At 62.7% G+C, this 14,322-nt stretch carries 12 protein-coding genes and 2 pseudogenes; 6 read left to right on the top strand and 8 right to left on the bottom strand.

Annotation, left to right across the window (positions count from 1 at the left end; all coding sequences use genetic code 11):
* Positions 1-174: 174 nt before the first annotated feature.
* The 5 genes from AC19YT_RS23070 to fabB all read left to right on the top strand — a co-directional run bounded on the left by AC19YT_RS23070 (position 175) and on the right by fabB (position 7,128).
* Positions 175-2,301 (top strand): TonB-dependent receptor plug domain-containing protein, encoded by a 2,127-nt coding sequence (locus AC19YT_RS23070; protein ID WP_500611081.1) that lies wholly within the window; start codon positions 175-177, stop codon positions 2,299-2,301.
* 1 nt (position 2,302) lies between these two features.
* A complete protein-coding gene (locus tag AC19YT_RS23065; protein WP_500611080.1) occupies positions 2,303-3,235 on the top strand; it encodes an ABC transporter substrate-binding protein in 933 nt (310 codons plus the stop codon).
* Positions 3,232-5,133 carry an ATP-binding protein gene (locus tag AC19YT_RS23060; RefSeq protein WP_500598414.1) on the top strand — a complete coding sequence of 634 codons (1,902 nt, stop codon included), beginning with the start codon at positions 3,232-3,234 and terminating at the stop codon, positions 5,131-5,133. The genes AC19YT_RS23065 and AC19YT_RS23060 overlap by 4 nt, the downstream gene beginning before the upstream one ends.
* Before the next feature lie 247 nt (positions 5,134-5,380).
* Positions 5,381-5,896, top strand: coding sequence for a 3-hydroxyacyl-[acyl-carrier-protein] dehydratase FabA (gene fabA, locus AC19YT_RS23055; protein ID WP_095110615.1), 516 nt, complete (start codon positions 5,381-5,383; stop codon positions 5,894-5,896).
* An 11-nt stretch (positions 5,897-5,907) separates the two neighbouring features.
* Positions 5,908-7,128, top strand: coding sequence for a beta-ketoacyl-ACP synthase I (gene fabB / locus AC19YT_RS23050; protein WP_095110616.1), 1,221 nt, complete (start codon positions 5,908-5,910; stop codon positions 7,126-7,128).
* Between the two features lie 137 nt (positions 7,129-7,265).
* Here fabB and AC19YT_RS23045 read toward each other — a convergent pair whose 3' ends face one another.
* The 4 genes and pseudogenes from AC19YT_RS23045 to AC19YT_RS23030 all read right to left on the bottom strand — a co-directional run bounded on the left by AC19YT_RS23045 (position 7,266) and on the right by AC19YT_RS23030 (position 10,568).
* Positions 7,266-8,129: a methyl-accepting chemotaxis protein gene (locus AC19YT_RS23045; RefSeq protein ID WP_371856249.1), complete on the bottom strand. Its 864-nt coding sequence runs from the start codon at positions 8,127-8,129 to the stop codon at positions 7,266-7,268.
* Positions 8,121-8,891: pseudogene (locus AC19YT_RS23040) on the bottom strand (MCP four helix bundle domain-containing protein); the annotation flags it as partial. The gene AC19YT_RS23045 and the pseudogene AC19YT_RS23040, both read right to left, overlap by 9 nt.
* Before the next feature lie 137 nt (positions 8,892-9,028).
* On the bottom strand, positions 9,029-9,493 hold the full coding sequence (locus AC19YT_RS23035; RefSeq protein ID WP_500611079.1) for a DUF3859 domain-containing protein: 465 nt from the start codon (positions 9,491-9,493) through the stop codon (positions 9,029-9,031).
* A 70-nt stretch (positions 9,494-9,563) separates the two neighbouring features.
* The gene (locus AC19YT_RS23030) at positions 9,564-10,568 is read right to left on the bottom strand and encodes an amidohydrolase family protein (protein ID WP_500611078.1); all 1,005 of its coding nucleotides are present in this window, start codon (positions 10,566-10,568) and stop codon (positions 9,564-9,566) included.
* Positions 10,569-10,736: 168 nt separating this feature from the next.
* Between AC19YT_RS23030 and AC19YT_RS23025 the strand changes: the two genes are divergently transcribed.
* The gene (locus AC19YT_RS23025; protein WP_095110620.1) at positions 10,737-11,153 is read left to right on the top strand and encodes an OsmC family protein; all 417 of its coding nucleotides are present in this window, start codon (positions 10,737-10,739) and stop codon (positions 11,151-11,153) included.
* Positions 11,154-11,269: 116 nt separating this feature from the next.
* Here AC19YT_RS23025 and htpG read toward each other — a convergent pair whose 3' ends face one another.
* The 4 genes and pseudogenes from htpG to AC19YT_RS23005 form a co-directional block, all read right to left on the bottom strand.
* Positions 11,270-13,174 (bottom strand): molecular chaperone HtpG, encoded by a 1,905-nt coding sequence (gene htpG, locus AC19YT_RS23020; RefSeq protein WP_095110621.1) that lies wholly within the window; start codon positions 13,172-13,174, stop codon positions 11,270-11,272.
* A gap of 108 nt (positions 13,175-13,282) precedes the next feature.
* The gene (locus AC19YT_RS23015) at positions 13,283-13,726 is read right to left on the bottom strand and encodes a PaaI family thioesterase (protein WP_095110622.1); all 444 of its coding nucleotides are present in this window, start codon (positions 13,724-13,726) and stop codon (positions 13,283-13,285) included.
* Positions 13,723-14,196: a PaaI family thioesterase gene (locus tag AC19YT_RS23010; RefSeq protein ID WP_500611077.1), complete on the bottom strand. Its 474-nt coding sequence runs from the start codon at positions 14,194-14,196 to the stop codon at positions 13,723-13,725. Before AC19YT_RS23010 ends, AC19YT_RS23015 begins: the two co-directional genes overlap by 4 nt.
* Before the next feature lie 7 nt (positions 14,197-14,203).
* Positions 14,204-14,322: pseudogene (locus AC19YT_RS23005) on the bottom strand (IS30 family transposase); the annotation flags it as partial.

Here is a 14,322-nt window from a genome sequence, read left to right as displayed (position 1 = left end):
CGAGGGCGATGGCGCATTATACGGAGCCGCCGACCTGCGGCCAGCCCCGTGGCCATTTACCTGAACATGCGGCAATCGCCGGGGTTAATCGGGGGAAAATGCAAGTAACTGGACTGGAAAACTCCAGCGCCTCGGTTAACATGCGCGCCCATTACCGGTTTTCAAGGCTGTACCGTGTCTTTTGGCCCCCGCCCCTCGTGTTCGCCCCTGTTGCTGCTGATGCTACTGCTCAGCGACAGCTTGCTGGCCGAGGACCTGTTCCTGGACAACCCGCCCCTGCCCCACGTGCTCACCGCCACGCGCCTCAAGCAGGCCCCGGCGGCGGTGCCGGGCAGCATGACGGTGCTCGACCGGGCGCTTATCAACGCCAGCGGCGCGCGGGACATCAGCGAACTGCTGCGCCTGGTGCCGGGGATGATGGTCGGGCACATCAGCGGCAACCAGGCCCTGGTCAACTACCACGGCACCAACGCCAACGAAGCGCGGCGCATGCAGGTGCTGATCGACGGGCGCTCGGTGTACCGCGCCGGGTTGGCCACCGTGGACTGGAGCGATATCCCGGTGGCCCTGGAAGATATCGAGCGCATCGAAGTGTTCCGCGGCCCCAACACCGTCAGCTACGGCGCCAACGCACTGATGGCGGTGGTCAACATCCTCACCCGCGCCCCGGCCGACAGCCATGGCACGCGGCTCAAGGCCACGGCCGGCCAGCGCGGCATCGGCGACTGGTACGCCAGCCAGGGCCAGGGCTGGGACGGCGGCGACCTGCGCCTGTCCCTCTCCGGCCAGCAGGACGATGGCTTCGACAACGACCGCCGCGGCGCCGACTACCGCGACAGCCGTCGCCTGAACCGCGTCAACCTGGCCTTGAGCCAGGCTCTGGACGAGCGGCAAAGCCTGGACTGGCAATTCAACGCCAAGGAAGGCAGCAACCAGCGGCCTTATACCTACCGCCCCGTGTTCCATGGGGTGACACGCGGCGGCGATAATTCTGACGTGAGCGCCAAAGACTACGCCGGCTCGCTGCGCTGGAACCTGGAGCTGGACCCACGCCACAGCCTGTATATCCAGGGCTCGGCGCAGCAGTGGGACCGCCAGCAGACCTGGCGTGCCTGCGACGCCGCCATCTCCTTCAGCCCCGAGCTGAGTCGCCTCTGGCAGCTCAACCCGCACTACACCGAACGCCTGGCGCGCAACATGGACAAGCACGCCAGCGGCCCGGCCCCCGCTGGCACCGCCGAGGAGCGGGCCCTGGCCGAGCAGGTGCTCGCACAATGGAAGCAAGGGGGCAACCAGACCCTGTGCGGCGACATCGACCAGAGCATCCGCGAATCGCGCTACGACCTGGAAATCCAGGACACCCTGAGCCTGTCCGATAGCCTGCGCCTGGTCAGCGGCATGAACTATCGTTACGACCGGGCAGATTCCGAGACTTACTTCAATGGCACCCTCGACGACACCACATGGCGCCTGTTCGGCCAGTTGGAGTGGCGGGCTAGCGAACACTGGCTGCTGCAAGGCGGCGCGATGTTCGAGGACACCCGTTTGAGTGGTCATTCGCTGACCCCGCGGGTGGCCCTCAACTACCTGATAACCCCGCGCCACGGCCTGCGGGCGGTGTATGCCGAAGCAGTACGCTCGCCGGACATGTTCGAGAACAACATCGACTGGAGCTACCGGGTCACCGGCCTGTCGCCGCGCCCCAACGGCCAGGACAGCGGCCGCTACTTCGTGCGCACCCGGGGCCCGGGCAACCTCGACAAGGAGCACATGCGCTCGCGGGAGCTGGGCTACAACGGCCACTTCGCCGACCTGGGCCTGGCGCTGGACGTCAAGCTGTTCCACGACGACATCAGCGACATGATTAGCGAGCCCCTGCGCAACAATCAGTACATCGCCACTAACGCCAGCAGCGCCCGCTTCAGCGGCGCTGAAACCCAGCTCGACTGGCAACTGGGCAGCGCCGACCGCGTGCGCCTGACCTACGCCTATGTCGACGCCCACGCCAGCAATGCCCTGGACCGCAAACTCTCGGCGCGCAACAGCGGCTCGGCGGGCTGGATGCGCGATTGGGGGCGGGGCTGGTCCAGCGCCCTCTTCTACTATGGCGACAGCGCCCTCAACGGCTACCGCTTCGAGCGCCTCGACACGCGCATCGCCAAGCGCCTGAGCCTGGGCAAAGCCCAACTGGAACTGGCCGGCGTGCTGCAACAGCGCCTCGACCAGCAACCCAGCACCTTCGCCGACAACGCCTATGACTCGCGCCACCAGGCGTACTTCAGCGCGCAGTTGGAGTTCTGACATGGGCGCCCAGCGGTCACGAGTGGCATCTATTGTGCGACGCAGGCTCGGCACCCTCGGCCTGGCGCTAGCCTGCGTGATCGCCAGCCTCGGCGCGCGCGGTGCCGACATCCTGCTGGTGGGCGCACAACACAACGACGGCATCGCCGCGTTCACCCAGGCCCTGCGGGACCTGCGCCCCGCCGACAGCGTGCGCTTCCAGCCCCTGGCCGACGCCCCCGCGCCTGGCAGGCTGGCCGCCGACACGCGGCTGATCCTGCTCGACCCGCCGAGCCTGGACTGGCGCCTACAAGAGCACCGCGGCCCGGCGACCCTGGTGCTGCGCATCAGCCGCCTGCAAGCGCGCCAACGCCTGGGCGAGCAGGTGCCGCCCAGGCTCAGCCTGCTGTGGAGCGACCCGCCCCTGGCGCGGCAACTGCGCCTGACCCGCCAACTCCTGCCACAGGCCAAGCGGGTGGGCGTGCTGTACAGCGACGGCAGCGAATTCCTGCTGCGCGAACTGCATCACCTGGCCGGCCCCATGGGCCTGGAACTGGTGGCCCAGCGCTGGGACAACATCGCCGACAGCCGCCCCTTGCAACATGTGCTGGGCAGCAGCGATGTGCTGCTGGGCCTGGACGATCCGCAGTTGTACAACTCCAAAACCGCGAAAAACCTGCTGCTCAGCACCTACGCCCGCCAGCAGGCGCTGATCGGACCCAACGCCGGTTTCGTCAAGGCCGGCGCCCTGGCCAGCACCTACAGCGACCAGGACGATTGGCTCGCTGTGCTCGACACCCTGCTCGACCGCCCTCCCAGCCAATGGCCGCGCAGCCTCTACCCGACGCAATTCAAAGTGCAGAGCAACCCTCAGGTGGCACGCTCCCTGGGGCTGGAACCGATCGATGAGCCCGCCATGGCCATCCGGCTGGCCGAAGGAGAGCAGCGCCCATGACCTTGCGTCGCCGTTGGGACATCCATACCCGCACCCAGGTCATCAGCGTCGGCCCGGCGCTGTTGCTGACCCTGTTGCTGGTCAGCTTCTTCACCTTCGTGCGCATCCAGGATTTGCGCCAAGAGCTCAACCACACCGGCCAATTGATCGCCAACCAGTTGGCCCCGGCCACCGAGTACGGGGTGATTTCCGGCAACAACGAAGTGCTGGAGAGCTTGCTGCAAGCGACCCTGTCGATCCCCCACGTGCGCTTTCTAGAGGTGCAGGACCGGGCCAACAATATTCTGGTGTACGTCGAGCGCCCTTCCGACACCCACAACCTGTCCCAGCAAGTCGAGGTTTTCCAGGCGCCGGTACGCTTGCAGCGCATCGCCTTGAACAATGACTTTTTCCAGAACCGTGGCGCCGCTCCCGGCGCACCCGCCGAGGATTACCTGGGGCGGGTGATTGTCGGCATGTCCAATGACGCCTTTAGCCAGCGCCAACAGGAAATCCTCTTGAAAGCGGCGGTGCTGGCATTGTTCGCCCTGCTGTTCACCTTCCTCCTGGCCCGACGCCTGGCGGCGAGCCTGGCGCAGCCGATCAGCGCCATGGGCACGGCGGTAAAGGCCATCCAACAGGGCGACTACAGCAAACCGCTGCCGGTGGTGGACGATGCCGAACTGGGTAGCCTGGCCAAACACATCAACAACCTCGCCCGAGGCCTGGATCAGGCCAGCCGCGAGCAGCAGCAGGCCATGGCGCAACTGATCCAGACCCGCGAAGAAGCCGAACGGGCCAACAATGCCAAGTCCGATTTCCTGGCCATGATGAGCCACGAACTGCGCACGCCGATGAATGGCGTGCTGGGCATGCTGCAACTGCTCGAAACCACCGAGTTGACCGAGGAGCAGATCGAGTACGCGGCCCTGGCCTGCGAATCCACCGAGCACTTGCTCAAGGTCATCAACGACATCCTCGACTTCTCACGCATTGAACGCACGACCCTGGAACTGGAGCACATCCCGTTCAACCTCGCCGAGCTGATTAACAGCTGCGCCCAGGCCTTCGCCCACGACGCCACGCAGCGTGGCCTGAGCCTGGAGGTAGACATTCCCGCCGGCATGCAGGCACTGGAGGTATGCGGCGATCCGACGCGCATCCGGCAAATATTGGTCAACCTGGTGGGTAACGCGCTGAAGTTCACCGAGCAGGGCCGCGTCACCATTGCCCCGCAATGGCAAATCCTGGACCACGACCTGCTGTGGTTCACCTGCAGCGTCAGCGACAGCGGCATTGGCATCTCCAAGCAGAGCCTGGAACTGATGTTCAACGCCTTTCAGCAGGCCGACAGCTCAATCTCCCGGCGCTACGGCGGCACCGGCCTGGGCCTGCCCATCGCCCGCACACTGGCCGAACGCATGGGTGGCACCCTGCGCGCCCAGAGCGAGGAGGGCCGGGGTTCGGTGTTTACCCTGCAAATCCCCCTGGAACTGTGCCGCCGGCCCCTGCCGTCGCTCGCTCCACGCACCCTCAGCGCCAAGGCGCACGGCGAAGGGCGCAATGTGCTGCTGGTGGAAGACAACCCGGTCAACCAAACCGTAATAGAAGCCATGTTGCGCAGCCTGGGCTTTACCGTCAGCGTCGCCACCGATGGCGAGCAAGCGGTGCGCAGCGCCGAGAGTCTGATCTTCGAGGCGATCCTGATGGACTGTCGCTTGCCGCTGATCGACGGCTACGAGGCCACCCGGCAAATCCGCCAACTGCCCGGTTGCGCCGAACTGCCAATCATCGCCCTGACCGCCAATGCCCTGCAGGGCGACCGCGAAGCCTGCCTGCGGGCGGGAATGAACGATTACCTGGCCAAGCCGTTCAAACGCACTGACTTGCAGCAGATTTTGCAGCGCTGGGTGCGGTAGCACAGAGCTTTCATCGATCTGCGACTGGCGTGAAAGACGAAAGTGCGGCAGTCTTAGGCACCCTAACGGGCCTCTAAAAGGGCTTGAATAAAAATTTCAGTGCACAAGTGTACATTCATGTCCTTGGTGCTGTGACTTTCACTACAACGCAATAGTCTATGAGTAGGCTACCGGCTCGGGGCATCACCGCTCCGGGCGCCTGGGAAGATTGACCCCACCTGCCGCATGGGATTATTGAGGAGCTCGCATGACCAAACAAAACGCCTTTACTCGGGAAGAACTGCTGCGCTGCAGTCGCGGTGAGCTGTTCGGCCCGGGTAACGCGCAATTGCCCGCCCCGAACATGCTGATGGTGGATCGCATCACCCATATCAGCGAAGAGGGTGGCAAGTACGGCAAAGGTGAATTGGTCGCCGAGTTGGATATCACCCCGGACCTGTGGTTCTTCGCCTGCCACTTCGAGGGCGACCCGGTCATGCCCGGCTGCCTGGGCCTGGATGCCATGTGGCAACTGGTCGGCTTCTTCCTCGGCTGGCAAGGCCTGCCGGGCCGCGGCCGCGCCCTGGGTTCTGGCGAAGTGAAGTTCTTCGGCCAGGTTCTGCCGACCGCCAAGAAAGTCACCTATAACATTCAGATCAAGCGCGTGCTCAAGGGCAAGCTGAACCTGGCCATCGCCGATGGCTCGGTCAGTGTCGACGGCCGCGAAATCTACACCGCCGAAGGCCTTCGGGTCGGCGTTTTCACCTCCACTGACAACTTCTAAGGGTTATCCGCATGCGCCGCGTCGTAATCACTGGTCTGGGCATCGTTTCCTGCCTGGGCAATGACAAAGAGACCGTCTCCGCTAACCTGCGTGCAAGTCGCCCTGGCATCCGTTTCAACCCGGAATATGCCGAAATGGGTCTGCGTAGCCAGGTTTCCGGCTCCATTGACCTGCCCCTCGAAGAACTGATCGATCGCAAGATCTACCGCTTCGTCGGTCACGCCGCCGCCTACGCCTACCTGGCCATGAAAGACGCCATCAGCGACGCTGGCCTGACCGACGAGCAGGTGTCCAACCCGCGTACCGGCCTGATCGCCGGCTCCGGCGGTGCGTCGACCCTCAACCAGATGGAAGCGCTGGACATCCTGCGCGAAAAAGGCGTCAAGCGCGTCGGCCCGTACCGCGTCACCCGGACCATGGGCAGCACGGTGTCCGCCTGCCTGGCCACGCCGTTCAAGATCAAAGGCCTGAACTACTCGATCTCCTCCGCCTGCGCCACCAGTGCTCACTGCATCGGTACCGCGGTCGAGCAGATCCAGATGGGCAAGCAGGACATCGTCTTTGCCGGTGGCGGTGAAGAAGAACACTGGAGCCAATCGTTCCTGTTCGACGCCATGGGCGCCCTGTCCAGCCAGTACAACGAAACCCCGGAAAAAGCCTCCCGCGCCTACGACAAGAACCGCGATGGCTTCGTCATCGCTGGCGGCGGCGGCATGGTAGTGGTCGAGGAACTGGAACACGCCCTGGCCCGTGGCGCGAAGATCTACGCCGAAATCGTCGGCTATGGCGCCACTTCCGACGGCTACGACATGGTCGCGCCAAGCGGCGAAGGCGCCATCCGCTGCATGCAGATGGCAATGTCCACCGTTGACGGCCCGATCGACTACCTCAACACCCACGGCACCTCCACGCCAGTGGGCGACGCCAAGGAAATGGAAGGCGTGCGCGAAGTGTTCGGCGCCAACGCCCCGGCCATCAGCTCCACCAAGAGCCTGTCGGGTCACTCCCTGGGCGCCGCTGGCGTTCACGAAGCGATCTACTGCCTACTGATGATGGAAGGCAACTTCATTGCCGGCTCCGCCAACATCGAGGAACTGGACCCGGCTGTCGCGGACATGCCGATCCTGACCAAGACCCGCGAAAACGTCACGCTCAACAACGTGATGAGCAACAGCTTCGGCTTCGGCGGCACCAACGCCACGCTGGTGCTGCAACGCTGGCAGGGCAAGTAAGCCAAGCCCCGCGATTGAAAACGCCCCGACTGGTTCGGGGCGTTTTTTTTTGGGGGGAGCCATATCCGGCACCTGAATCGCGCTCCCACAAAACAGCACCAGTGCCCGCGATAACGGCGCGAGCCCACAGGCACCGACTACACCGAAAACCGCGCCACCATCGTGTTCAAGTCCACCGCCAGGCGTGACAACTCCTGGCTGGCGGCGCTGGTCTGGTTGGCGCCCGCCGAGCTCTGCATCGCCAGGTCGCGGATGTTCATCAGGTTGCGGTCCACCTCCCGGGCCACCGCAGCCTGTTGCTCCGAGGCGCTGGCGATCACCAGGTTGCGCTCGTTGATCTGGGTGAAGGCCGTGGCGATATCCTCCAGCGCCACGCCTGCTGCCTTCGCCACTTCCAGGGTGGTATGGGCACGGGAGTTGCTCTGCTGCATGGAACTGACCGCCTCCTCCGTACCCTGCTGGATACCACCGATCATCAGTTCGATTTCCCGGGTCGACTGCTGGGTGCGGTGGGCCAGCGCCCGCACCTCATCGGCCACCACCGCAAAACCGCGCCCGGCGTCCCCCGCCCGCGCAGCCTCGATGGCGGCGTTCAGGGCCAGCAGGTTGGTCTGCTCGGCAATGGCGCGGATCACATCCAGTACCTTGCTGATGCCATAGACCTTCTGCGCCAGGTCACCAACCCGCTCTACGTTGGTGTTGACGTCATCGGCCAGGGACTCGATGGACAGCACGGTCTGGTGCACCTGCTCGCGGCCATGGCGGGCGATGCGGTCGGATTCGCGTGACGCCTCGCTGGTGGCCACCGCGTTGCTCGCCACCTCCTCCACCGCCGCCGTCATCTGGTTGACCGCCGTCGCTGCTTGCTCGATTTCCTGGCTCTGCTGATGCAAGCCACGGGTGGCGTCCTCGGTCACGCAACTGAGCTCCTCGGAGGCCGAGGCCAATTGGCTGGAAGATTCGGAGATACGCCGGATGGTGTCACGCAGGCTCTGCTGCATGGTCTTGAGGGCCTGCAACAGACGGGCCGGCTCGTCCTTGCCGCTGATGGCAATGTCGCCGGTCAGGTCGCCCTCGGCCACCCCCTCAGCCAATTTCAGTGACTGGGACAGCGGCACCACGATGCTACGGGTCAGCAACAAGGCCAGGGCAATGGTCATCACCCCCGTCACCAGCACCATGCCAATCACCCATCTGCGCGATTCGCTGAATACATCGCGGGCCAGCACCGTGGCCTGGTTGGCGTTGCTGCGGTTCAAGTCGAGCAGTTCATTGAGGGTTACGGCCAACTCATCGGCCATTTGGCTCATTTCACCGTTGAGTTCAGTCACCGCCTCGGGCACCTGGTTGCGGGCGGACAGGGCCATCACTTCGCCTTGGTGCTGGAGATAGGTTTTTTCCTTGGCCTGAAAGCGATCAAATAGCTCCCGCTCGCGGGGCAGCACAATCAGGGCTTCATAGCGCTTCTGGGCGGCACCCAAGTTGCGCTTGACGTCATTGAGTTTGCTTTCGTTGCTGGCCAGCGCCTGGGGGTCGCGGTTAATCAGCAACCTCATGGTCAGGGCCCGCACCCGCAGCAGGTCCTGGTTGATCTCGCCGACCGCCATCACGCTGGGCAACCAGTTGTTATCCACCTCGTCCGACTGCTCGCGCATGTTGGACATCTGCATCAGGGCAAACGCCCCCAAGCCAAACACCATCAACGCCAACAACCCGAACCCCAGGCCTGCCCGGGGTGCGATATTGAGATTCCTGATACTCATCCTCTGGTTCCTTCCAAAAGCGCTGCATCATCCATGCAGTTGGCTGCTCTTGAAGGTATCGGCCCAAAGGAGATTTGCGTAAGACGAAAACGTGATATCAAAGTGCCCAAGCACTCCGAATCGGGCGGCGCCTGGCCTCAGCGCACCGTGAAGCGCTGCTGCGCCAGCAAGCGGTCGCCCTGGAACACCATAAACCGCCACTCACCACGCACCACTTCGTGGTTTTCGGTGAACTCGAAGGCCATCACATCCTGGGGCGCACCCGGCACCAGTTTCTGCACCACTTCGAGTTTGTCGTGGCGCTGGCCGTCGGGGGTCTGGATGCCTGGGGTGAAATACAACAGGGTCAACGGCTGCTCCGACTCGACCTTGCCCAGCAACTGATACCGCAGGCCAAACTTGGTACCCAATTTGGCCGGGACTATGTCAGTGCGCTCGATGGTCTCGTTACTGCGCCGCAGCACGCGCTCCCCGGCTTGCAGGTCGGCCTTGGCACCGGCAAACACGCCATACTCCACCGGCCCTTCGACGCGCACCTGCGCGCCAGCCAAGCCACTGGCCAGCAACAGCGCCGCCAGACTGGTTAAACGAAAAAAAGACATAGCGCGCTCCTTGATTGAAATTGAGCGCGAGCTTATGACGTAGGCATGACGAACTGATGACAAAGCGACATCAACGTTTGCGCGGCAAAATCGCCAAGAAGTTATCCCGCGCCACCTGACGCGCCACCGCTTCTGGCAGGGCATCGAGGAACGGGTCGAAGCTGTGCATTTCCTCACCCAATTTGTTGAAGCGCCCTACCACATCCGACCCCAGCATGAAGCGCTCCGGGAAGCGTTCTACCAGCGCCAGCCACTGCGGCCGTGGCTTGCCCGCCTTATCCAGCAAGTAAGGCCTGAGCACGCTCCAAGACAGATCCACATACAAATTGGGATAGCTCTCCAGCAACCGTGTCAGGGTGGGCAGCAAAAAGTCCATCTGCACTTGGTGCCGGTGGATTTCCAGGCTGGTGCCGGCGTGGGCCCAAATGAAGCGCGTGTGAGGGTGGTTGCGCAGAGGCTGTTCGATTTCAGCCAGGTAAAGCGGGTTTTTCTCACGCTTGGAGGTGATGTTGGAATGCAGCAACACCGGCAAATCGTTTTCCGCCGCCAAATGATAGATCCGCGTCATCGCCTCATTGTTGGCCCGGGGCGTATCGCCGGAGGTCAGGGCGGTGAGGTCGTCGTGGCGGGTGAACACTTCGCCGATGCCCTGCCACAGCCCGGGGTTGAGGTCGAGCATGCGCTGGATATGGGCGTCACTGTTTTTGTCGTTGGGGTTAAAACCGGACAGGAACGGATGGAAATACGGACGCTTGTCCGCCGGCAACTTGCTCACCGCCGCCGCGACTATCACGTCAGTGGCGCTGTACCAGTACGCATCGGCGTCGTCACCGGCGTAGTAGCGCGGGCGCTTGGGTTCGTCTTCGTGCCATTTCTTGGCCACAGGCACGCCGGAAATCATCACGTGCTCGATGCGATTTTTCGCCATGGCCTCAAGCAACGCGTTCATGCCCGCCGATTCCTGGAAGAAATCCACGTAATGCAGATGGGCGTCGCTGTAGCGGTATTCGCGGGCGCTGGCGAACACGGAACAAAGGGCCAACACACAGGCCAGGCTCAACCGGGTCGCGACCACGGGCAATCTCCACAAAGGCAGGAGCAAGGTAGACCGCCGCCCGCGCCCCAGGGTTCAGCAGAAAAAAGAGGAACGCTCGGGCACAGGGATGCTCTATAACAACAGCTGCTTAATACCGCGACAGGCTACAACGCTGCGCGACCTTTCCTACTGCCAATGAGGTGCCCCATGACCATTACCGTCAATACCGAGTCCAGCGAAGGTTTTCGCCACAGCATCCAGATCGATGACCATGAAGTCTTCACTGACCTGCCCAAGACCGCCGGCGGCGAAGGCACCGCCCCCGATCCCCACGATTATTTCGACGCCGCGCTAGGCGCCTGCAAGGCCCTGACCCTCAAGCTCTACGCGCAGAAAAAAGACATCCCGCTGACCGGGGTCACGGTGGAGCTCAAGCACGACAATAGCCAGGAGCAGCAAGGCAAGTACGCCCTGCACGTCAAGCTGACCCTCAAGGGCGTACTCACCGATGCGCAGCGCGAAGAACTGCACCGCGTCGCCGACCGCTGCCCGATCCACAAGTTGATGACCACCGCGCAAGTGACCGTGGAAACCCACTTGTCCGAAGGCGCGTTTAGTCAGTAAGGGAACGTTTTGCTGCTGGCGCCGCGGCGGGCCAGCACAGAACCGGGTGGCTGGGCCATCGAACCAGCCCCCATGAAAAAACCCGCCGAAGCGGGTTTTTTCTACTACCTACCGGGTCAAACCGAGAGTTCGACCAACAGCTTGTTCAGTCGGCGCACATAGGCCGCCGGGTCTTTCAGGCTGTCGCCGGCCGCAAGGGCCGCCTGGTCGAAGAGGATGTGCGACAGGTCGCCAAAACGCTCTTCGCTCTGCTCGCTGTCGAGTTTCTCGATCAGCGGATGAGTCGGGTTGAACTCGAAGATGGGCTTGGAATCCGGCACTTTCTGCCCACTGGCTTCGAGGATCTGGCGCATTTGCAGGCCCAGGTCCTGCTCGCCAATGGCCAGGATCGCCGGCGAATCGGTCAGGCGATGGGACACCCGCACTTCGCTGACGGCATCGCCCAGGGCGGTCTTGATCCGCTCCACCAGGCCTTCCTTGGTCTTGGCCACTTCTTCGGCGGCTTTCTTGTCTTCCTCGGAGTCCAGGTTGCCCAGGTCCAGGTCGCCGCGCGCCACGTCGACAAAACTCTTGCCGTCGAACTCGTTGAGGTAGCTCATCAGCCACTCGTCGATGCGGTCGGTGAGCAGCAGCACTTCGATGCCTTTCTTGCGGAAGACCTCCAGGTGCGGGCTGTCCTTGACCGCTTCGTACTTCTCGCCGGTGAGGAAGTAGATCTTGTCCTGGCCTTCCTTGGCGCGAGCCAGGTACTCGCCCAGGGAAACCACTTGCTCGCCGTCGTTGCCGTGGGTGGAAGCAAAGCGCAGCAGGCCGGCGATTTTTTCCTTGTTGGCGAAATCTTCGGCCGGGCCTTCTTTCATCACTTGGCCGAAGTTCTTCCAGAAGCCCTTGTATTGCTCAGGCTCGTTCTTCGCCAGTTTTTCCAGCATGTCGAGGACGCGTTTGGTCAGCGCCGACTTCATGGAGTCGATGATCGGGTCTTTCTGCAGGATTTCCCGCGAGACGTTCAGCGACAGGTCGTTGGAGTCGACCACACCTTTGATGAAGCGCAGGTACAGCGGCAGGAACGACTCAGCCTGGTCCATCACGAACACGCGCTGCACGTACAGCTTCAGGCCTTTAGGCGCTTCACGCTGGTACAAATCGAACGGCGCCCGGGCCGGCACGTAGAGCAGCGAGCTGTATTCGAGCTTGCCTTCGACCTTGTTGTGGCTCCAGCTCAGCGGATTCTCGAAGTCGTGGGCGATGTGCTTGTAGAACTCCTGGTATTCCTCGTCTTTGACCTCGGTGCGCGGACGGGTCCACAGGGCGCTGGCGCGGTTGACGGTTTCCCATTCCAGGGCCGGCGCCTCTTCGCCTTCGGCGGGGGTGGCTTCCTTGGGCAACTCGATCGGCAGGGCGATGTGGTCGGAATACTTCTTGATGATGTTGCGCAGGCGCCAGCCATCGGCGAATTCGTCTTCACCGGACTTGAGGTGCAGGACGATACGCGTACCGCGATCAGCCTTTTCGACGGTGGCGACTTCAAATTCGCCCTCGCCCTTGGACGACCAATGCACGCCTTCGCTGGCAGGCAGGCCGGCGCGGCGGCTAAACACTTCAACCTGGTCGGCCACGATGAACGCAGAATAGAAGCCCACGCCGAATTGGCCGATGAGGTGGGAGTCTTTCTTTTGATCGCCGGAAAGGTTCTTCATGAAGTCGGCCGTGCCGGATTTGGCGATGGTACCCAGGTGGGTAATCACATCGTCGCGGCTCATGCCGATACCGTTGTCTTCGAGGGTGACGGTCTTGGCGTCCTTGTCGAAGCTCACACGGATTTTCAGTTCGGCGCCACCTTCCAGCAACTCGGGCTGGGAAAGGGCTTCGAAGCGTAATTTGTCGACAGCGTCAGAAGCGTTCGAGATCAATTCGCGAAGGAAGATTTCCTTGTTGGAATACAGCGAATGGATCATGAGGTGCAGCAGTTGCTTCACCTCGGTCTGGAAGCCCAGGGTTTCCTTTTGAGTTTCCACACTCATGGTTATCAAACTCCAATTGGATGGCAGTGGCCGCGCCCTTGCGGGTTGGCGGCGGGTTGTCATCAAAGTTGGGGGCTTGGGTAGGGATTTCAAGGGGTGAAGCGAAGATCAGCCTTCTTCGATTTTGAAATGGGCCCGAGCGGTGGCGATAGGCTCGTCGCGCGTGCTCTGCCACGCGGTAATCGCCACGTTGGCCACCCGTCGGCCCTGGCGGCATACCTGGCACGTGGCGTAGGTGTCGCGAAACTGCCCGGCGCGCAGGTAATCGAGGGAGAAATCGATGATCTTCGGCACGCCCGGCGAGCCGGTGAGCACCAGCAGATGCAGGGCCGCCGCCAGTTCCATGAACCCGGCGATCACCCCGCCGTGGATGGCCGGCAGTAGCGGGTTGCCGATGTTGTCCTTGTTGGCCGGCAGGCGAAACAGCAGCTCATCCCCCACCCGTGAGCATTCGATGCCAATCAATTTGGCGTAGGGGATCTGATGCAGCAGCGAGGCATAGTCGCCCTGGGCGTGGGCCTGTTGCAGTTGTTCCTTGAAGTGATCGCTCATGCTGCACCGCCATTGATCGCGCCGCCAAAGCCGCGGGTGCCTTTGATGCCCTTGCCCATGCGCATGAACGTACCCACCACATGGGCCACCGGGCGCTCGCGGTCGTCCTGGTAGGCAAAGCCGCGGGCGAAGATCACATCGGTGGTGACCCGGTAGCACTCGGCAAAACCGTAGACATCTTTATTGGGCTCGGCCGGGTGCATGTAGTCGATGCGCAGGTCCAGGGTCGGGCAGACCTCGAACTGCGGCAGCACGCACAAAGTGGCCATGCCACATGCGGTGTCCATCAGCGAGGTAATGGCGCCGCCATGAATCACCCCACTCTGGGGGTCGCCGACAATTTGTGGGCCGTAAGGCAAAATCACCGTGATGCCGTCCGTCGAGGCATCGTGCACCTGCATCCCCAGTACCTGGCAATGCCGCAACGCCGACAAAAAGCGGGTCGCACGCTCAAAAATAGGGTTTTGCACCCTGAATTCAACACATAAGTGCAACGCTCACCCCTGTATGCACTTCGTACGGCGTCTTCCAGCCCAAGCGCTTGCGCGGGCGTAGATTGATCCTCGCTACTGTCCGATTGACGGCTTCGACGGTCA

Source organism: Pseudomonas sp. MF08875 (assembly GCF_059862525.1).
Note: the sequence above shows the minus strand (reverse complement) of the source record. Positions and strands in the feature narration are given on the sequence as shown.